Below are 19,541 nucleotides of genomic sequence, written 5' to 3' on the forward strand. Positions count from 1 at the left end.
ACTACTCTCCACCAAGATCGGAAAAGGGTTTAAGCCCTGTCAATAACCCATACAAACCGTGCAACGGCACGGGCAGCCACGTGGGGCGATTTTCGGCTTCATAGGCCACTTCATAGGCCGCCTTCTCCAGGCCGAACAGCGCAAGCGCAGCGTCGGCACCCGCAGGATCCTGCCAGGCATGATCAAGACTAGCTGCCGCTTGGCGATACGCCTGAACAAATGCCTCGCGCGCCTCACGCAGGTAGCGCTCGGCAACCCGATGCCGGGCCGCTTCGGACTCTGGACTGTGATCGACGTTGTGCACGTTGATCGTCATTGCCGCCGCGTAATCGAAGGAGCGCAGCACGCCGCTGACGTCCTTGTACGGACTGTGTTTGCCGCGCCGTTCGTGCAGCGGCCGCGCCGGTTCACCCTCGAAATCGATCAGATAAGCATCGCCCTTGATCACCAGCACCTGACCCAGATGCAAGTCGCCGTGGACGCGAATCCGCAAGCCGCCCACAGCTTTCTGCGCGAGTTCCTGCACATGGCCGAGGATGACTTTTTTGTTGTCCAGCAGCCGCGCGACCATTTTCTGATCCGCCGCGCTCAAGTGACTCTGATGCTGCTTGAGCAGCTTCAAGGCATGCTCGACCTGCGCCGCAACGTCCTTGCCAGTGGCTTGGGCGTCCTTGGCGCTGGTGGTTTGCGGGGCGAAGTCGGGGTTGTCGCTCGGCGCCGCCAGCACCTGGTGCATTTCACCCAGACGCTGGCCGAGCATGCCGGCAAAGTCCTTCAGTTCGCCGAGGGCGTTGTAATGCTGTTCCTGCTCGGACATCGCGTCGGCCAGCTCGTCACGCAACGCCCGTTCGAGGTTGTTCTGCGTCCATTCCCAGGCATCGCCCTGATTGCTCAGATAGCCTTGGGCGATCATCAGCAGATTGTCTTCGCCAGCGCCATCGCGGCGGATCACCGAGCCGAGCAGCGGCGAGATGTTGGCGAAACCGGCCTCGGTCAGGTACGCGCTCATTTCCAGTTCCGGGTGTACACCCGAAGCGACCTTGCGAATCAGCTTCAGCACCAGACTGTTGCCGATCACCACCGAACTGTTCGATTGCTCGGCCGACAGATAACGCACCTCGGATTCGGCACCGAGGCCGAGTTTTTCCAGTTGCGCGGTCGGCGCGAAACGAATTTCGCCCTGTTCGGAGTTGAGCACGGTGTTGCTCTGCATGCCTTGCAGCACCGCGTGGACAAACGTTTCAAGGCTGAAGGCATCCGTGATCAAACCCACCTGACGTCCGCGACGAACACGGGACAATGCCAGTTGCTGCGGCAACGCCGGCCCGACCTGATCTTCGGCGATGAAGCCGAACGGCAATTGATAGCGACTGGTCTGCCCGGCGCTGGTGACTTCGATCTCGCTGAGCAACACCGGATGTTGCGCGTCGCCGAAGCGCACGCCATAGGCCAGATTGACCTGCTCGATGGCTGCGTCCTTGCCGGCGAACCAGCGGCGGTTCTGCAGCCAGCTCGGCAGGATGCTCTGCTCCAGGGTGTTGCGGGTCGGCGTTTCGAGCAGTTCTTCCATGCGTTTTTTCAGCACTAGGGTGGTGAAGTCCGGCAGGCTCTGCGCCGGTTCCACGTGCCAGCTCGGCATCTGGTTTTCCGTGGCCAGGGCGAACCAGTAGAAACCGTACGGCGCCAGGGTCAGGAGGAAATTCAACTGGCCGATCGGCGGGAACGCGTTACCGCCGAGCATCTCCACCGGGACCATGCCGACGTAGGCCGACAGATCGAGTTCCGCCGCCTGCGCGCTGCGCGAGACGTTGGCCACGCAAAGAATGATTTCGTGCTTGCCATCGGCGTCGGTGAATTCCCGGGTATAGGCCAGAATCCGTCGGTTGCTCGGCGAAAGCATCTTCAGCGTGCCGCGACCGAACGCCTTGGACTGCTTGCGCACAGCGAGCATGCGCCGCGTCCAGTTGAGCAGCGAATGCGGGTCGCCGGCCTGGGTTTCGACGTTGACCGACAGATAACCGTACTGCGGATCCATGATCGGCGGCAGCACCAGACTGGCCGGATCGGCGCGGGAGAAACCGCCGTTGCGGTCGATCGACCATTGCATCGGCGTACGCACGCCATCACGGTCGCCGAGGTAGATGTTGTCGCCCATGCCGATTTCGTCGCCGTAATACAGGGTCGGCGTGCCGGGCATCGACAGCAGCAGGCTGTTGAGCAGCTCGACGCGGCGGCGGTCACGCTCCATCAACGGCGCCAGACGCCGACGAATGCCGAGGTTGATCCGCGCGCGGCGGTCAGCGGCGTAATAGTTCCACAGGTAGTCGCGCTCCTTGTCGGTGACCATCTCCAGCGTCAGCTCATCATGGTTGCGCAGGAAGATCGCCCACTGGCAGTTGGCCGGAATCTCGGGGGTTTGCCGCAGAATGTCGGTGATCGGGAAGCGATCTTCCTGGGCCAGTGCCATGTACATGCGCGGCATCAGCGGAAAGTGAAAGGCCATGTGGCATTCGTCGCCATTGACGCCCTCGGCATCGGTGTCGCCGAAATACAATTGGGTGTCTTCCGGCCATTGGTTGGCCTCGGCCAGCAGCATGCGGTCGGGGTAATTGGCGTCGATCTCGGCACGGATCTGCTTGAGGACGTCGTGGGTCTCGGGCAGGTTTTCGTTGTTGGTGCCGTCGCGTTCAATCAGGTACGGAATGGCGTCGAGGCGCAGGCCGTCGATGCCCATGTCCAGCCAGTAACGCATCACCGACAGCACCGCTTTCATCACTTGCGGATTGTCGAAGTTGAGGTCGGGCTGGTGCGAATAGAAACGGTGCCAGAAGTACTGGCCGGCGACCGGGTCCCAGGTCCAGTTGGACTTCTCGGTGTCGAGGAAGATGATCCGCGTGCCGTCGTATTTCTGGTCGTCATCCGACCACACATAGAAGTCGCGCGCCGCCGAGCCAGGCTTGGCCTTGCGCGCCCGCTGGAACCACGGGTGCTGATCGGAGGTGTGGTTGATGACCAACTCGGTGATCACCCGCAAACCACGCTTGTGCGCCTCGGCGATAAAGCGCTTGGCATCGGCCATGGTCCCGTAGTCGCTGTGCACCCCGCGGTATTCGGCGATGTCATAGCCGTCATCGCGGCGTGGCGAGGGATAGAACGGCAGCAGCCAGATGGTGTTGACGCCGAGTTCGGCGATGTAATCGAGTTTGGCAATCAGGCCGGGAAAGTCGCCGATCCCGTCATTGTTGGAGTCGAAAAACGATTTGACGTGTACTTGATAGATCACCGCGTCCTTGTACCAGAGCGGGTCTTTGATAAAGGTGGCTGCCTTGGGTTTCTTCGCCATGTGAAACTCCTGCTGAATTCTGGAAAGCCACGCGGCTAATACCTGTGGCGAGGGAGCTTGCTCCCGCTGGGTTGCGAAGCAGCCCCATTGCATTTGTTCTGATGCACCGCGTTCACTTGGGTTACGACTGCTGCGCAGCCGAGCGGGAGCAAGCTCCCTCGCCACAAGGTTCTGTGCACGACCTTAAGCGGCAGTAATCCGCCAAATCCCGAACGGCTGGTACGCTGGGTCAATCCGCATGAACTGGTATTTGCCATGCCAGTCCCAGCGATGCCCGTTCATCAAGTCCTCACCGTGGGTGGTTGCGTCGTCGGGCAGGCCCATCTCCCACAGCGGCAGTTCGAAATTGGCTTCCTGCACGTTGTGCGGATCGAGGCTCACCGCCACCAGAATGAAATTGCTGCCGTCGAAGCTGCGCTTGCCGAAGTACAGAATGTTGTCGTTCCAGGCGTTGTAGACCTTCAGCCCCAGGTGCGTGTGCAGCGCCGGGTTCTGCCGGCGGATGCGGTTGAGCTGGGCGATTTCGGCAATGATGTTGCCCGGCGCGTTGAAGTCGCGGACACGGATCTCGTACTTCTCCGAATCGAGGTATTCCTCCTTGCCCGGCACCGGCGCCGCTTCGCACAGCTCATAACCGGAATACATGCCCCACAGGCCCGAGCCCATGGTCGCCAGCGCCGCACGAATGAGAAAACCCGGACGCCCCGACTCATGCAGGAACGCCGGGTTGATGTCCGGCGTGTTGACGAAGAAGTTCGGCCGGTAGCATTCGCGCCACGGCGACTCGTTGAGTTCGGTGAAGTAGGTCGCCAGCTCCGACTTGGTGTTGCGCCAGGTGAAATAGGTATAGCTCTGTGAATAACCGACCTTGCCCAGCCGCGCCATCATCGCCGGGGTGGTGAACGCTTCGGCGAGGAAGATCACTTCCGGATGCAGCGCCCGAACATCGGCGATCAGCCATTGCCAGAACGGCAGCGGCTTGGTGTGCGGATTGTCGACGCGGAAGATCTTCACGCCTTCGTTGACCCAGCCGACGACGATATCGCGCAGCTCGACCCACAGGCTGGGGATCGCGTCCGGCGCATAGAAGTCGACGTTGACGATGTCCTGGTATTTCTTCGGCGGGTTTTCCGCATATTTGATCGTGCCGTCCGGGCGCCAGTTGAACCAGCCCGGATGCTGCTTGAGCCACGGGTGATCCTGCGAACACTGAATGGCGAAATCGAGGGCGATTTCCAGGCCATGCTCAGCGGCGGCGGCCACCAGCCGGCGGAAGTCTTCGCGAGTACCGAGCTGCGAGTGAATCGCCTCGTGCCCGCCCTCCTCGCTGCCAATTGCGTACGGACTGCCCGGATCATCGGGGCCGGCGGTCAGGGAATTGTTGCGGCCCTTGCGGTGGGCGCGGCCGATCGGGTGGATCGGCGTGAAGTACAGCACGTCGAAACCCATGTCCTGAATCATCGGCAGACGCGAGTGCACGTCGTTGAAAGTACCGTGCCGGTTGGGATCGTCGGTGATCGAGCGCGGAAACAATTCGTACCAACTGGCAAACTCGGCCAGTTCCCGTTCGACATCCACCGGGAATTCGGCGCTCAGGCTTAGGTAGGCACGGTGATCGGCCTGCGCCATCAATTGCGCACTGCGCGAGTGCAAAAACAGCGCCACCTGCTCGGTTTCGAGCAGGCCGGACAATTCATGGTGCAAGGCGGCGAGTTGCTCGCTGAGCTGACCTTCGCTGCGCTCGGCGGCCTGCTGTACCATGCTGCGGCCTTCCTGCAGTTCGAGCGACACCGGGACGGCGGCGTTGTGCTTCTTCTCCAACTCGTACTGGAAACTGGCGAAATGGTCGATCCACGCTTCGATGCAATACAGGTAGCGACCCTGGCGTTCAGGACGAAACTGCCCCTGCCAACTGTTATTGCCCAGCTCGTTCATCACCTCGCTATGCCAGGTCTCTTCGCCCTCCGCGCGCCAGCGGATGCGCACGGCCAGCTTGTCGTGGCCGTCGGCAAAGACCTTGCTGGTGACGATCACGTCACGCTCGACGATCGACTTCACGGCAAACTGGCCTCCATCGAGGGTCGGCATGGTGTTTTCGATCACGATGCGCGGCAGCAGCAACGCCTGCGACAGCGGCATGTGCGGGTTGTAGCTCTGCTCTGAAGGTTTTTCAGCAGACATCGAGCATCTCTCCTTAACGCCCCAAGGACGCTCTTGTGCCGGAACAGTGTTCACAATGAGGCACCGGCCCCGACTTGAACTGACTTAGGTTCCGAGCGACCGGCGCGGGGAAAAGTTCACAGGGATTTGTCTGGACAAAAAAGCGGATCGAATTCATCACACGGTGGTCAATCCACTTAAGCACTTCTCACGCCATGTGCCACACGGAGGTCTACAGATGAACATCCCGATCCCGGCCGAAACGCCTGATCCGAACATCGACAAACCCACCCTGCCGGAGACCGAGCCACAGCCGATTCCCGAGCAGGAACCACCGGGCACCACGCCACCGCCGAAGGAAGAACCACCGACGACGATGCCACCCGTCATCGTCTGAGCAGCGCGCCCCCCTGTAGGAGCTGCCGAAGGCTGCGATCTTTTGATCTTGTTTTTAAGAGCAAAATCAAAAGATCGCAGCCTTCGGCAGCTCCTACAAGTTGTGTGCGGTGTGTTACAGATGCTGGTTTTTCTCGCCGTCTTTCTCGAACATCCTGACCACCCGTGGCATCACGCTGAAAATCCCCAGCGCCAGCAAAGTGCTGAGCAGCGCCGTCGCTTCCCTGCCCAACCCGGCTGCTACGCCGATCGCCGCCGTCATCCACAACCCGGCTGCCGTGGTCAGCCCTTTCACGTGCCCTTCGTCACCTTCCTGATTCTTCAGAATTGTCCCGGCACCGAGAAAGCCGATCCCGGCGATCACCCCCTGCAACACCCGGCTCATCGCATCGGATTCAGCCCCTGAGGTCTGCGGCACCAGCACAAACAGCGCCGCCCCCAACGCCACCAGCATGTGCGTACGCACCCCGGCGGCCTTGCCCTTGTGCTCCCGTTCGAAACCGAGAATTCCGCCCAGCACCGCCGCCATCAACAGGCGCACGGTAATGCGCGTCAGTTGCGAGGCATCGCCGACATCGGCGAACTCCGCTTGCAGCGTCACCCACACTTCATGCCACCAGGCGTTCATCGCTCCATCCTTCTTATTTGTCGTTAGGGGATGGACAGCGGCGACCATTAATCAGTTGCGCAGAACGATCAGCAAAGCGCGCGCCCTAACCTTTCAGGTACCCATGAAAAAAGGACAGCCTCATGCCCGTTCGAATCGATGAATCCAATCCCGAATCCAAAGTGTGTTTTTTCACCGTGGAAAATGGCGAAGAAATTCGCATCTGCGACACCCTGGAAGTCAAAACCGACAGTGAAAAAGCCATGTCGTTTGTGGAGATTGAAGGTCGGCGCGTTTACATCACCGAAGCCGAGGCAGACGCATTGACCGTCGCCGGCGCCAGGGACGGTCGCAAGCACCTGAAGGCTGACGAGAGTGATTCGGTGATTTGACTGACCCTGATCAACACTCGGTGCAGACGCCTGCGATAGGCGTTTGCGCCTGCGTCTGCGGGCTGCTTCAAGTTGTCGCAGGATGTGTGCGAAACGCCATCTGATACGCTTTTTATTCAAATAGCTGAGTCTGTTATGCAAACAGATCGGCGCTCATAGTTCATCCGCCTGATGGAGGCTGATGAGCGAACGACCATGAGCGAACAAATCCCCGTCCGAACCGTAGAAGTAAGCCCCACCATAAAAAATGTGCCTGGTCGCCCAATGAAGGCGAAGGCCGGCTCCACCGACAATCACATCCACACTCGCAGTTTCACCGGCCTGTTCCGCACCTTGCGCATCAGCGGCGCGGGCTTTCTGTTCCTGCTGTTCTTCGGCACCGTGTGGCTGAACTGGGGCGGTCGTCAGGCGGTGCTGTGGGACTTGGCCGAAAGCAAATTCCACATCTTCGGCGCGACCTTCTGGCCACAGGATTTCATCCTGCTCTCGGCGCTGCTGATTATTGCCGCGTTCGGCCTGTTTGCCATCACCGTGTTCGCCGGCCGGGTCTGGTGTGGTTACACCTGCCCGCAGAGCTCGTGGACGTGGATCTTCATGTGGTGCGAGAAAGTCACCGAAGGCGAACGCAACCAGCGGATCAAACTGCAAGCGGCGCCCTGGGGCCTGAACAAACTGGCGCGGCGCGCGGCCAAGCACACTCTCTGGCTGGCAATCAGCGTGATGACCGGGCTGACTTTTGTCGGCTACTTCACGCCGATTCGCCCGCTGGCCGAAGAGCTGTTCACCCTGCAAATCGGCGGGGTCAGCCTGTTCTGGGTGCTGTTCTTCACCGCCGCCACTTACATCAACGCCGGTTGGCTGCGCGAAGCGGTGTGCATGCACATGTGCCCGTATGCGCGGTTCCAGAGCGTGATGTTCGACAAGGACACTCTGGCGATTTCCTACGACGTCGCCCGTGGCGAAAACCGTGGCCCGCGCAAGCGTGACGTGAAACCCGCCGAAGCCGGCCTCGGTGATTGCATCGATTGCCAGTTGTGCGTGCAAGTCTGCCCGACCGGCATCGACATCCGCGACGGCCTGCAAATGGAATGCATCGGCTGCGCGGCGTGCATCGACGCCTGCGATTCGATCATGGACAAGATGAACTACCCGCGCGGCCTGATCCGCTACAGTTCCGAGCGCGAGTTGCAGGGCGGCAAGACCCACCTGCTGCGCCCACGGCTGATCGGTTATGTCGCGGTGCTGCTGGTGATGATCGGCGCGCTGGCGCTGGCCTTGGTCGAACGGCCCATGGTCTCGCTGGACGTGACCAAGGATCGCGGGCTGTTCCGCGAGAACGGTCAGGGCCAGATCGAGAACATCTACACCCTCAAGGTCATCAACAAGACCCAGCAGCGCCAGGACTACCACCTGAGCCTGGTGGATGGCGACGGCTTCCAGTTGCAGGGCAAGACCGAACTGAGCCTGGCGCCGGGGGAGATTGTCGATGTGCCGGTGTCGGTGGCGATGACCACCGAGCGCCCGGCCAGCAGCTCGCAGACCTTGAGCTTCAAGATCGCCGACAGCAACCAGCCGCAGATTTACAGCGTGGCGAAAAGCAGGTTTGTGGCGCCGATGAATCGTTGATCCCTTAAGATGCAGCTCTCTTTTGACACTGCGATACCTGTGGCGAGGGAGCTTGCTCCCGCTTGAGTGCGTAGCACTCACAAGCTTTTGGGGCCGCTGCGCAGCCCAGCGGGAGCAAGCTCCCTCGCCACAAAAAGCAATCCGAATTCAGTCCATCGCGGGATACCGATGAAACGCTACGAAAAATTCGCCGACGACATCGCTGAACTGATCCGCTCCGGCGTGCTCGGCCCCGGGCAACGGGTGCCCTCGGTGCGCTACGCCAGCCAGACTTACGGGGTCAGCCCGTCCACGGTGTTCCAGGCCTATTACCTGCTCGAACGTCGCGGGCTGATCCGCGCGCGGCCGCGCTCCGGTTACTTCGTCAACACCCACGCACCGAGTCCGTTCTCGGAGCCGGTGATCAGCAGCCACGTCAACGACTCCACCGAAGTCGACGTCAGCGAACTGGTGTTCTCGGTGCTGGAATCGATCAAGGACCCGAGCACCGTACCCTTCGGCTCGGCGTTCCCCAGCCCGACCCTGTTCCCGTTGCAACGGCTGTCGCGCTCATTGGCCAGCGCCGCACGGGAAATGGATCCGCGCATGGTGGTCACCGACATGTCGCCGGGCAATCCGCAACTGCGCCGGCAGATCGCCCTGCGCTACATGGTCGGCGGGCTGATGCTGCCGATGGAAGAATTGCTGATCACCAATGGCGCCCTCGAAGCGCTGAACCTGTGCCTGCAAGCGGTCACCGAACCGGGCGATCTGGTGGCCATCGAAGCCCCGGCGTTCTATGCCAGCCTGCAAGTGCTGGAACGGCTGAAGCTCAAAGCCGTGGAAATCCCCGTGCACCCGCGCGACGGTATCGACCTCGGCGTGCTCGCCCAGACCCTGGAGCGCCATCCGATCAAGGCCTGCTGGTGCATGACCAGTTTCCAGAACCCGATGGGCGCGACCATGCCCGAGGCGAAGAAACAGGAACTGGTGGAACTGCTGCGCCGGCATCAGGTGCCGCTGATCGAGGACGACGTCTACGTCGAACTCTATTACGGACAGCAGGCACCGAAACCGGCCAAGGCCTTCGACACCGAAGGGCTGGTGATGCACTGCGGCTCGTTCGCCAAGAGTCTGGCCCCCGGTTACCGCATCGGCTGGGTCGCCGCCGGGCGCTACGCACAGAAAATCGAACGACTGAAACTGATGACCTCGCTTTGTGCCTCGATGCCGGCGCAAGCAGCCATCGCCGACTACCTGCAACACGGCGGCTACGACCGCCACTTGCGCAAACTGCGCTATGCCCTGGAAGAACAGCAAAGCGCGATGCTCGCAGCGATTGCCCGCTATTTCCCGGCGCAGACACGCGTCAGCCAACCGGCAGGCGGCTATTTCCTGTGGCTGGAACTGCCACCGCAGATGGATTCCTTGAAATTGTTTCAGATGGCGTTGGCGCAGGGCATCAGCATCGCGCCGGGGCCGATCTTCTCGCCGACCCAGCGCTTCAGAAATTGTATCCGCTTGAATTACGGCAGCCCTTGGACCGAGGATTCGGAGAGGGCGATGGAGACGTTGGGGCGGATTGTGCGGTCGTTCTGACAGTCGATGTTGCCTGTGCTGTCCCCATCGCTGGCTTGCCAGCGATGGGGCCAGATCAGCCAACACAAATCCCAAAGATCAGCGCCCCCCCCCCAATCAACACACGTTCCAGAGCATCGGACGCACATTATGCGGTCGCTTAAAAAAGCCGTTCAAAGCGTACGGGTGAACAATTCAGCGTTGTTTGTGTAACCCGGATCAGGTGTTGGAAGCTGTCCTGCGGCGATCAAAACTGCACCTGAGCCGAGTAATGTTGCGCTGTGGGAATGACGACCGTCGCTCAAGTCACCGACACGGATCCACTCATCTGTCGCAGATTGGTAGATTTCGGCAGACCACGAATCTTTTATATCGAATCCCCCGCTCCCCCCCGTCACAAGTACCTCGCCACTCGCCAGCCTGGTCGCCGTGTGCCGATTGCGAGCAACTATCAATTCAGCCGTCGCTTGCCAAGTACCATCATTCGGATCGTAGAGGACGCCACTGCGCAACGCAGCCCCGAACGGTTCGCCAGCCCCCCCGGCCAGCAGAACGCGTCCATCTTTGAGCAGTGTCGCTGTTTGCTGCATTCGGGGCGCAGGCAATGCTTCGACTTCTATCCAGTTTCGACGCTGCGGATCAAAAACAAAAGCGCTGCAAAGTGCAGCGTTTTCAATTGCCGAATAGCCGCCAGCCACCAACACAGCCCCTGAGTCGAGCAATGTCGCGGTGTGATTCATTCTTGCGACAGGCAGACTGGGTACATCCACCCATTGGCCCGTTGACGGGTCAAACAGCTCGACACTATCCAGGACTTCACCGCCACTGGGCTGCAGATTGTTGCCACCTGTCACTAACACCTCTCCGGAACGCAATAACGTGGCGGTGTGAGCGAATCGCGGCGTCTTCAGGTCAGCGGCGGCGCTCCATCGATTGCTGTTGGCGTCATATAACTCGACACTGCGCAGCGTAGTTCCATTGCTCCCGCCTGCGATCATGACCAAGCCGGAACGAAGAACCAGCGCAGCGTGAGACCAACGAGATATGCGAAGGGGGGCGGCCGATGACCACATTTGCCGGGTCGGGTCATAGCGCTCAACGCTTGATGTCACCGAGTGCAGGTCAAATTGCATGCCGCCAGGAAACAGCGCATCAAAACGCACCGACATGAGGGGGGAGAGAGTTGCCCCCGCCGTATTGAGCCCCCCGGCTACCAACACTTCACCACTCGTCAGCAATGTCGCACTGTGCAACGCCCGCGGCACTGACATGGGCGCTGTTGGTTTGAAGGTCCCACCTGAGATCGTGTGCATTGCGCTGCTCCCGTCTTAGCCACGGCGCACAGCGCAATTCGGGAGTCGATTTGCCAATGTCCGCTCACGACTACTCTAGGCGCAGCAGCAAACAGATCAACTGTCAAAACTGACAGTTGACAAACACAAAAAACACAAGTCCTTCATGATATTGGCTCTAACGTCCGCCACCCAGATCAACAAACGTACCGGTCGCATAAGAAGCCTTGTCCGACAACAACCAGACAATCGCCTCCGCCACTTCATCCGGCCGCCCGCCACGGGCCATCGGAATCGCCGACTCAAGTTTGCTGACCCGATCCGGATCGCCACTCAGTGCATGGAAATCGGTGTAGATATAGCCCGGACGCACCGCGTTGACCCGAATCCCCTCACCCGCCACTTCCTTGGACAGGCCGATGGTGAAGGTGTCGAGCGCGCCTTTGGACGCGGCGTAGTCGACGTACTCGTTGGGCGAGCCCAGGCGCGCGGCGACCGAGGAGACGTTGACGATGCTGCCGCCCTGCCCGCCGTGCTTGGGTGACATGCGCAGGATCGCGTGCTTGGCGCAGAGGAACGGCGCCAGGACGTTGGTTTTCATGATTTTGAGAATGCGGAATTCGGACATTTCATCGACCCGCGACTTGTGCCCCACGGTGCCGGCGTTGTTCACCAGCGCGGTGACCCGTCCCAGTTCGGTATCGACCCGCTGAAACAGCGCGATCACCTCGTCTTCGATGCTGACATCGGCACGTACTGCAATAGCTTGCGCCCCCAGCGCCCGCACTTGCTCCAGCACGCTTTGCGCGGCCTGTTCATCCGACTGATAGTTGATGCAGATCCGATAGCCCTGCCCGGCAGCCAACAACGCCGTAGCGGCGCCAATTCCGCGCCCGCCACCGGTGATTACCATGACTTTATCCATGCTGGCCCTTCCCCCAAATGCACACGTAACAGTCGGGTTGAAGAATAACCGCCATTGGGCGGTTTTGCATGGGCTCTGTCAAAGACAAAACCCTGCATGAGACTGAGATGTTTTTTGTGGCGAGGGAGCTTGCTCCCGCTCGGCTGCGAAGCAGTCGTGAATCCGGCCGACACGGTACAACCGAGTAGAAAAAGGGGCTGCTTCGCGCCCCGGCGGGAGCAAGCTCCCTCGCCACATTCAGACAGCCGCCTGAGTCTCTCCACGGGTAATGTTCTGCATAAACGTATCTGCCGGCATCGGATGCCCCAACAGATAGCCCTGCAACGAATCACAGCCCAATTTCGTGAGGAAGTCCTGTTGCACGCCGGTCTCCACCCCCTCGGCAACAATCCGCAAACCCAGTGCCTGGCCCAACGCCACAATCGCCGAGACGATGGCCGCGTCGTCGCTGTCATGCTCCAGATCGCGGACGAAACCACGGTCGATCTTCAGCTCGTTGGCCGGCAAGCGCTTGAGGTACATCAGGCTCGAATAGCCGGTGCCGAAGTCGTCGATCGACAGGTCGACGCCCATGTCCGACAACTCCTGCAATACTGTCATGCTCGCATCGGCGTCGCTCATGGCCGTGGTTTCGGTGATTTCCAGGGTCAGGCTATTGGCCGGCAGATGGTGGGTCGCCAGCGCCTTGGCCACGCTCTGCACCAGCCCCGCGTGGCAGAACTGCAAGGCCGAGAGGTTCACCGCAATGCGCCAGTCGGTGTAACCGAGCACGTACCATTCGCGCATCTGCCGGCAAGCTTCATTGAGCACCCACTCACCAATGGCGATGATCAGGCCGGTCTTCTCCGCCAGGTCGATGAACTTGTCCGGGAGCAGCATGCCCTGGGTCGGATGCTGCCAGCGCAGCAGTGCTTCGGCACCGACCGGACGACCACTGGCGGCGTCGAATTTGGGTTGGAAATACAGACTGAACTGACTGTGTTCCAGCGCGGCGCGCAGGTCCTGCAACAGTTGCAACTGCTTGCGCGCGTTGCTGTTCATCGAGGCGTCGAAGAAGCTGTAACCGTTTTTGCCGCTGCCCTTGGCGTGATACATCGCCGCGTCGGCGTTCATCAGCAGTTCCTGAGCGCTCATGCCGTTACCCGGGTACAGGGCAATGCCGACGCTGGCAGAAATCTGCAAGTCATGCTCGGCCACGCGGAACGCCTGACCGAGCAACCCGACCTGACGCGCGGCCAGCCCCAGAGCATCGTCGGGTTCGCTCAGACGCACCAGCAGCACGAACTCGTCGCCGCCGATCCGCGCCAACGTATCCTGGCTGCGCAAGTCTTCACGCAGGCGCACCCCGACTTCGCGCAACAACTGGTCACCCATGTGGTGGCCGAACGCATCGTTGACCGGTTTGAAACCGTCCAGATCAATGAACATCAACGCAAAACAGCCGCCCTGTTCCTCGACTTTTTTTATCGCCTGATTGATCCGGTCGTCCAGCAGCATGCGGTTCGGCAGGCCTGTGAGGGTGTCGTGCAACGCCAGTTGCGTCAGTTCACGGTTGGCCAGAGTCAGCGAATGCGCCAGATCGGCGGTGCGCGCTTCAAGGCGGGCATCGAGAATCGACGTGAGCAAGGCGATCGACAGCACCGCCAGCGTGGTGATCAGCACCAGATTGTCGAGGCCATTGCCCTTGAGGCCGTCGAGCGTTGCGCCGCAGAAACTGCCATCAGGAAACCGTGCGGCGGCCATGCCGGTGTAGTGCATGCCGACAATCGCGATGCCCATGATCACCGCCGCACCACCACGAATCAGACGCACATAAGGCGAGTGCTGGCGCAGGCGGAAGGCGATCCATAACGCCGCAGCCGAAGCTGCGACAGCAATCAGCAACGAAGCGCCGAACAGGCTCGGGTCGTAATCAATGCCAGGTGTCATGCGCAGCGCGGCCATGCCGGTGTAATGCATCGCGCTGATGCCGGCGCCCATGATCAAGGCGCCGAAACCCAACTGCAGGATCGGCAATTTCGGCTGGCTGACCAGCCACAGGGCAAACCCACAGGACAGCACAGCAATCAGCAGCGACAGCGCGGTAATCGCAATGTCGTAACCCAGTTCGATCGGCAGCTTGAAGGCGAGCATGCCGATGAAGTGCATCGACCAGACGCCGACACCCATCGCCAGCGCGCCGCCCGCCGTCCAGAAATGCACCGCCCGTCCACGGGCGCTGGCAATGCGCCCGGTCAGGTCGAGCGCGGTGTAGGACGCGAGGATCGCTACACACAGAGAAATGAAAACCAGGGTGAAGGAATAATTACCGATGAGCATGAAGATTCTCGCGACCACCCGCGCCGTACTGCGTCCATTCTCGGCCGGGCAAATGCGGCGATTGTACTGATTGCGCGGAAGAACGCACTGACAAAGTAATCATTTTGCCATCAACCCGATGAAACGCTTGTTTGATGGTTTTGCGAGGCTCTGGAACAACCATCACAACCTGTAGGAGCTGCGGCACGCTGCGATCTTTTGACCTTGTTTTTAAAGATCAAAAGATCGCAGCGTGCCGCAGCTCCTACACAGGCTATTCGGTGGCCAGTTCTCCGTCCCAGCCGCCACCCAGCGCCGCAATCAATTGCACGCTGGCAATCAAGCGACTCTGCAGAATATTCAGCACAGTGCGCTCGTTGCTCAGCGCCGTGGCCTGGACCACGACCACGTCAATGTAGGCAATCAACCCGGCTTTGTACTGGTTCTGGGTCAGGCGCAGCGAGTCGCGCGCGGCATCCAGTGCTTCCTGACGCACCGCCGCTTCGTCTTCATACACCTTCAATTGCACCAGATAGTTTTCCACTTCACGGAAGCCGTCGAGCACGGTCTGGCGGTACTTGGCGACGGTCTGGTCATAGACCGCCTCGGTACGGTCAACCTCGGCCGAACGGATCCCGCCGTCAAAGATCGGCAAATCCAGTTTCGGCCCGACCGACCAGAAACGGTTCGGTAGCGTTAGAAGATTTTTCGAGGTACTGCTGCTGTAGCCGCCGCTCATGCTCAACGTCAGATCCGGGTAATACGCGGCTTTTGCCACGCCAATGTTGGCGTTGGCGGCGATCACCGAGCGCTCCGCCGAGGCAATATCCGGGCGCCGTTCCAGCAACTGCGAAGGCAGGCTCAGGGGAATCTGTGGCAGGTTCGGAATGTTCTGCGTTTCGGCGATGCTGAATTCGGCCGGCGCCTGCCCGGTGAGCACGGCGATGGCATTTTCAAACTGTGCGCGTTGCCAGATCAGATCCACCAGATCGGCCTGGGTGGTTTTCAACTGAGTCTGCGCCTGCGCCACCGCATCGCGCCCGGAAATCCCTGCGCGGTACTGGTTCTGGGTCATTTGCAGGGATTTTTCGTAGGCCGCGACGGTGGCCTCGAGCAAGCGTTTCTGCTGATCGATCACCCGCAGTTGCAGGTAGTTCTGCACCAGCTCCGACTGCTGGCTCAGGCGCATCGCCGCCAGATCGGCAAAACTCGCCTGGGCGCTGGCCTGATCCGCTTCCAGGCTACGGCGCAACTTGCCCCAGATATCCGCTTCCCAACTCACGCCCAACTGCGCGTTGTAGGTGTCGCGAATGCCGCTGGCGGAACTGCTCAGACTCGAACTGCTGCTGCCGGTGCCCTGGCTGGAGCGGGTCTTGCCCACGCTCAGGTCGACACTGGGATAAAACGCTCCACGGGCACTCCGCACCAAGGCCTGGGCCTGACGAAACTGGGCTTCGGATTGCGCCACGGTCTGGTTGGAACTGTTGAGTTTTTCGATCAGACCATTGAGTTGCTGATCGCCATACAACTCCCACCAGGCACCGCGCGCCAGCGAATCGCTCGGATTGGCCTGACGCCAGCCTTTGGCCTCTTTGTATTGCGCGACCTCGGCGGTCTGCGGACGCTGATAGTCCGGGCCCACAGCGCAGGCACTGAGCATCGCCACGCACAGCGACAGGCTCAACAGGCGCGAGCCGCGCGCAGTGGCCAGATTGAGAAGCGAACGGTCAGTCATAGCGGAGTTTCCAGAGCGGCGTCAGTACGCACGCCACGCCACTTGTTGAAGCGGTGGCGCAGCTTGTCGAGATAGAGGTAAACCACAGGCGTGGTGTAAAGGGTCAGGACCTGGCTGAAGATCAGGCCGCCGATGATGGTCAGACCCAGCGGCTGGCGCATCTCTGCGCCTTCCGCGCGGCCGAGCAACAACGGCAAGGCGCCGAGGATCGCCGCCAGGGTGGTCATCAGAATCGGCCGCAGTCGTTGCAGGCAGGCGCTGCGGATCGACTCCAGCGGTGACAGGCCCTGATGGCGTTCCAGTTGCAGCGCCAGGTCGATCATGAGGATCGCGTTTTTCTTCACCACCCCGATCAACAGGAACAATCCGAGCAGGGAGATCAGGCTGAACTCGCCGCCCAGCGCATAGATCGACAGCAACGCACCGACCCCGGCCGAGGGCAAGGTCGAAAGAATCGTCAGCGGGTGAATGTAGCTTTCATACAGCACACCGAGCACCAGATACACCGCCAGCAGCGCACCGAGGATCATGAATGGCTGACTCTTCTGCGTCGCGGCAAAGGCGTCGGCGGTGCCGGCCATTTTCGCGATCAAGTCTTCCGGCAGACCGACCTTGGCAATCGCCCGCTCGATCGCGGCACTGCCCTGCTCCACGGTCACGCCTTCAGCCATGTCGAACGCGATGCTTTCCGAGGCGAACTGGCCTTCGTGGCTGACGCGGTCGTCTTCCAGACTGTTTTCGTAATGGGCGATGGTCGACAACGGAATCCGCGCACCGTCAGCGGTAATCACCTGCACCTGATTGAGCGTCACCGGATCCTGCGCGTATTTCGGATTGACCTCCATCACCACCTGATACTGGTTGAGGCTGTCGTAGATCGTCGAAATCTGCCGCTGGCTGTAGGCGTTGTTAAGCACTGCGGTGACCATGTTCATGTCGACCCCGAGGCGCTTGGCCTGATCGCGGTCGACAATCAACGTCACCTGCTGCGCGCCGCGCCCCTCGCGGGCATCAATGGCGGTCAGCTCCGGCAGTGCGCGCAGCGCGGTCACCACTTTCGGATACCACTCGCGCAACGCCCCCAGATCGCCGCTTTGCAGGATGTAGCTGTATTGCGAGGTGGTCTGCTCACGGCCGCCGCCGAACTGCAGGTCCTGATCCGCCATCAGCATCAACTGGGCGCCGGGCACTTTGGGCATTTCCTTGCGCAGGCGCTCGATGACTTTCTGCGCCGACAGATTGCGTTCCTTGATCGGCTTCAGGCGTACCAGCATGAACGCGTTATTGGTGCCGTTGGTGCCGCCGATGAACCCGGCCACACTCTCCACCGCCTCGTCCTTGAGCACGGCGCGGCGGAAGGTTTCCATTTTCGGCTGCATCACGCTGAACGACAGACCGTCGTCACCCCGGACGAAACCGATCAACTGGCCGGTGTCCTGCTGCGGCATGAAGGTCTTCGGCACCACCACGTACAACGCGACGTTGACCCCGACCGTGATGATCAGGCTGAGCAAGGTCAGGCGCCGATGGCGCAGCACCCAGTCGAGGCTGGTCGCATATTTGCCGACCATCCAGTCGTTGGCGCGGCGACTCCAGCGTTGCAGGCGGTTTTCCTGGCCCGGCGTGTGTGTTTTGAGCCAGCGCGCGCAGAGCATCGGCGTCAGGGTCAGTGAGACCACCAGCGAGACCACGATGGCTGCTGCCAGGGTGATGGAAAACTCGCGGAACAGGCTCTCGACAATCCCGCCCATGAACAGGATCGACAGGAACACCGCCACCAGCGACACGTTCATCGACAGCAGGGTGAAACCGACTTCCTTGGCCCCGAGATAGGCGGCCTGCATCGGTTTGACGCCTTCGTCGATGTGCCGGGAAATGTTCTCCAGCACCACGATGGCATCGTCCACCACCAGTCCGGTGGCCAGAATCAACGCCATCAGCGACAGGTTGTTCAGCGAAAAACCATAGAGGTACATCACCGCGAAGGTGCCGACCAGCGACACCGGCACCGCCAGCGTCGGAATCAGCGAGGCGCGGAAGTTACCGAGAAACAGGAACACCACCAGAATCACCAGCGCCACGGCGATCAGCAGGGTCATTTCCGCTTCGTGCAGGGTGGCCTTGATCACCGGCGAGCGATCCATCGCCAGGTTCAGTTTGACGCTGGCCGGCAGCACCGCTTGCAACGCCGGCAACTGCGCCTTGATCTCGTTGACCGTCTCGATGATGTTGGCGCCAGCCTGGCGGTTGATTACCAGCAGCACCGCCGCGTCATCATTGAAGAAACCGCTGTTGTAACGGTCTTCGACGCCGTCGCTGACCTTGGCCACGTCCTTAAGACGCAGGGCTGCGCCGTCCTTGTAATGGATGATCAGCGACTCGTAATCCTTGGCTTTCTCCAACTGGTCGTTGGCCTGGATCTGCCACAGGCGCTCGCTGTCTTCGACCGAGCCCTTGGGCCGGCGCACGTTGGCCCCGGCGATGGTCTTGCGCACGTCGTCGAGCGCCACGCCATACTGGTTCAGCGCCTGTGGTTCGAGTTCGATGCGCACCGCCGGCAGCGAACTGCCGCCGATCTGCACTTCACCCACACCCTGCACCTGGGACAGGCTCTGCGAAAGGATGGTCGAGGCCAGGTCATAGAGCTGGCCTTTTTCCAGCACATCCGAAGTCAGCGACAGCACCATGATCGGCGCTTGCGACGGGTTGACCTTCTTGTAGGTCGGCATGCTGCGCATCCCGCTCGGCAACAGGTTGCGCGAAGCGTTGATCGCCGCCTGCACTTCCCGCGCCGCGCCGTTGATATCACGGTCGAGGTCAAATTGCAGAATGACCCGGGTCGAACCCTGACTGGAACGGCTGCTCATGGTGTTGACACCGGCAATCGCGCCGAACGAGCGCTCCAGCGGCGTCGCCACCGTGGACGCCATCACCTCGGGACTGGCGCCGGGCAGGCTGGCCTGGACCACGATCACCGGGAAGTCCATTTGCGGCAGCGGTGATACCGGCAGCAGGCCGAAACTGACGCCGCCCAGGAGCATGATCGCCAGACTCAGGAGCATGGTCGCGACCGGGCGCTTGATGAAAGGACCGGACAAGTTCATTGACCGCAATCCCCACCATCACACCGACCCACTGTGGGAGCGAGCTTGCTCGCGAATACGGTCTGACATTCAACGTTGATGGTGACTGATCCAGCGCTTTCGCGAG

12 protein-coding genes are annotated in these 19,541 nt (G+C 60.8%); 4 read left to right on the forward strand and 8 right to left on the reverse strand.

What is annotated here, in order from left to right; genetic code table 11:
* Nucleotide 1: 1 nt before the first annotated feature.
* Both treS and LOY52_RS14225 read right to left on the reverse strand, forming a co-directional pair.
* Nucleotides 2–3,343 carry a maltose alpha-D-glucosyltransferase gene (treS, locus tag LOY52_RS14220; protein WP_258674485.1) on the reverse strand — a complete coding sequence of 1,114 codons (3,342 nt, stop codon included), beginning with the start codon at nucleotides 3,341–3,343 and terminating at the stop codon, nucleotides 2–4.
* Nucleotides 3,344–3,526: 183 nt separating this feature from the next.
* On the reverse strand, nucleotides 3,527–5,524 hold the full coding sequence (locus LOY52_RS14225; RefSeq protein WP_258674486.1) for an alpha-1,4-glucan--maltose-1-phosphate maltosyltransferase: 1,998 nt from the start codon (nucleotides 5,522–5,524) through the stop codon (nucleotides 3,527–3,529).
* Between the two features lie 217 nt (nucleotides 5,525–5,741).
* Between LOY52_RS14225 and LOY52_RS14230 the strand changes: the two genes are divergently transcribed.
* The gene (locus LOY52_RS14230) at nucleotides 5,742–5,900 is read left to right on the forward strand and encodes a hypothetical protein (RefSeq protein ID WP_003224520.1); all 159 of its coding nucleotides are present in this window, start codon (nucleotides 5,742–5,744) and stop codon (nucleotides 5,898–5,900) included.
* Between the two features lie 114 nt (nucleotides 5,901–6,014).
* Here the strand turns inward: LOY52_RS14230 and LOY52_RS14235 are convergent, their stop codons facing one another.
* A complete protein-coding gene (locus LOY52_RS14235; protein ID WP_027613723.1) occupies nucleotides 6,015–6,527 on the reverse strand; it encodes an MgtC/SapB family protein in 513 nt (170 codons plus the stop codon).
* Nucleotides 6,528–6,649: 122 nt separating this feature from the next.
* Between LOY52_RS14235 and LOY52_RS14240 the strand changes: the two genes are divergently transcribed.
* From LOY52_RS14240 to mapR, 3 genes are all read left to right on the forward strand, one after another.
* A complete protein-coding gene (locus LOY52_RS14240; RefSeq protein WP_258674489.1) occupies nucleotides 6,650–6,898 on the forward strand; it encodes a DUF3203 family protein in 249 nt (82 codons plus the stop codon).
* A 195-nt stretch (nucleotides 6,899–7,093) separates the two neighbouring features.
* Nucleotides 7,094–8,524, forward strand: coding sequence for a cytochrome c oxidase accessory protein CcoG (gene ccoG, locus LOY52_RS14245; RefSeq protein ID WP_258674490.1), 1,431 nt, complete (start codon nucleotides 7,094–7,096; stop codon nucleotides 8,522–8,524).
* Nucleotides 8,525–8,692: 168 nt separating this feature from the next.
* Complete coding sequence (gene mapR / locus LOY52_RS14250) at nucleotides 8,693–10,102, forward strand: GntR family transcriptional regulator MpaR (RefSeq protein ID WP_258674492.1); 1,410 nt, start codon at nucleotides 8,693–8,695, stop codon at nucleotides 10,100–10,102.
* 152 nt (nucleotides 10,103–10,254) lie between these two features.
* Here mapR and LOY52_RS14255 read toward each other — a convergent pair whose 3' ends face one another.
* From LOY52_RS14255 to LOY52_RS14275, 5 genes are all read right to left on the reverse strand, one after another.
* Entirely contained in the window at nucleotides 10,255–11,394 is a 1,140-nt protein-coding gene (locus tag LOY52_RS14255) for a kelch repeat-containing protein (RefSeq protein WP_258674493.1), read from the reverse strand.
* 157 nt (nucleotides 11,395–11,551) lie between these two features.
* A complete protein-coding gene (locus tag LOY52_RS14260) occupies nucleotides 11,552–12,298 on the reverse strand; it encodes an SDR family oxidoreductase (protein WP_258674495.1) in 747 nt (248 codons plus the stop codon).
* 237 nt (nucleotides 12,299–12,535) lie between these two features.
* A complete protein-coding gene (locus LOY52_RS14265) occupies nucleotides 12,536–14,617 on the reverse strand; it encodes a bifunctional diguanylate cyclase/phosphodiesterase (RefSeq protein ID WP_258674496.1) in 2,082 nt (693 codons plus the stop codon).
* Between the two features lie 253 nt (nucleotides 14,618–14,870).
* On the reverse strand, nucleotides 14,871–16,331 hold the full coding sequence (locus LOY52_RS14270) for an efflux transporter outer membrane subunit (RefSeq protein WP_258674498.1): 1,461 nt from the start codon (nucleotides 16,329–16,331) through the stop codon (nucleotides 14,871–14,873).
* Entirely contained in the window at nucleotides 16,328–19,435 is a 3,108-nt protein-coding gene (locus tag LOY52_RS14275; protein WP_258674499.1) for an efflux RND transporter permease subunit, read from the reverse strand. The genes LOY52_RS14270 and LOY52_RS14275 overlap by 4 nt, the downstream gene beginning before the upstream one ends.
* Nucleotides 19,436–19,541: the final 106 nt, after the last annotated feature.

Source organism: Pseudomonas sp. B21-051 (assembly GCF_024748795.1).
GTDB lineage: Bacteria > Pseudomonadota > Gammaproteobacteria > Pseudomonadales > Pseudomonadaceae > Aquipseudomonas > Aquipseudomonas putida_A.

Excerpts from the sequence above, each read along its gene's own strand:
- treS (WP_258674485.1), bottom strand. The coding sequence starts at position 3,343 with ATGGCGAAGAAACCCAAGGCAGCCACCTTTATCAAAGACCCGCTCTGG.
- LOY52_RS14225 (WP_258674486.1), bottom strand. The coding sequence starts at position 5,524 with ATGTCTGCTGAAAAACCTTCAGAGCAGAGCTACAACCCGCACATGCCG.
- LOY52_RS14230 (WP_003224520.1), top strand. The coding sequence starts at position 5,742 with ATGAACATCCCGATCCCGGCCGAAACGCCTGATCCGAACATCGACAAA.
- LOY52_RS14235 (WP_027613723.1), bottom strand. The coding sequence starts at position 6,527 with ATGAACGCCTGGTGGCATGAAGTGTGGGTGACGCTGCAAGCGGAGTTC.
- LOY52_RS14240 (WP_258674489.1), top strand. The coding sequence starts at position 6,650 with ATGCCCGTTCGAATCGATGAATCCAATCCCGAATCCAAAGTGTGTTTT.
- ccoG (WP_258674490.1), top strand. The coding sequence starts at position 7,094 with ATGAGCGAACAAATCCCCGTCCGAACCGTAGAAGTAAGCCCCACCATA.
- mapR (WP_258674492.1), top strand. The coding sequence starts at position 8,693 with ATGAAACGCTACGAAAAATTCGCCGACGACATCGCTGAACTGATCCGC.
- LOY52_RS14255 (WP_258674493.1), bottom strand. The coding sequence starts at position 11,394 with ATGCACACGATCTCAGGTGGGACCTTCAAACCAACAGCGCCCATGTCA.
- LOY52_RS14260 (WP_258674495.1), bottom strand. The coding sequence starts at position 12,298 with ATGGATAAAGTCATGGTAATCACCGGTGGCGGGCGCGGAATTGGCGCC.
- LOY52_RS14265 (WP_258674496.1), bottom strand. The coding sequence starts at position 14,617 with ATGCTCATCGGTAATTATTCCTTCACCCTGGTTTTCATTTCTCTGTGT.
- LOY52_RS14270 (WP_258674498.1), bottom strand. The coding sequence starts at position 16,331 with ATGACTGACCGTTCGCTTCTCAATCTGGCCACTGCGCGCGGCTCGCGC.
- LOY52_RS14275 (WP_258674499.1), bottom strand. The coding sequence starts at position 19,435 with ATGAACTTGTCCGGTCCTTTCATCAAGCGCCCGGTCGCGACCATGCTC.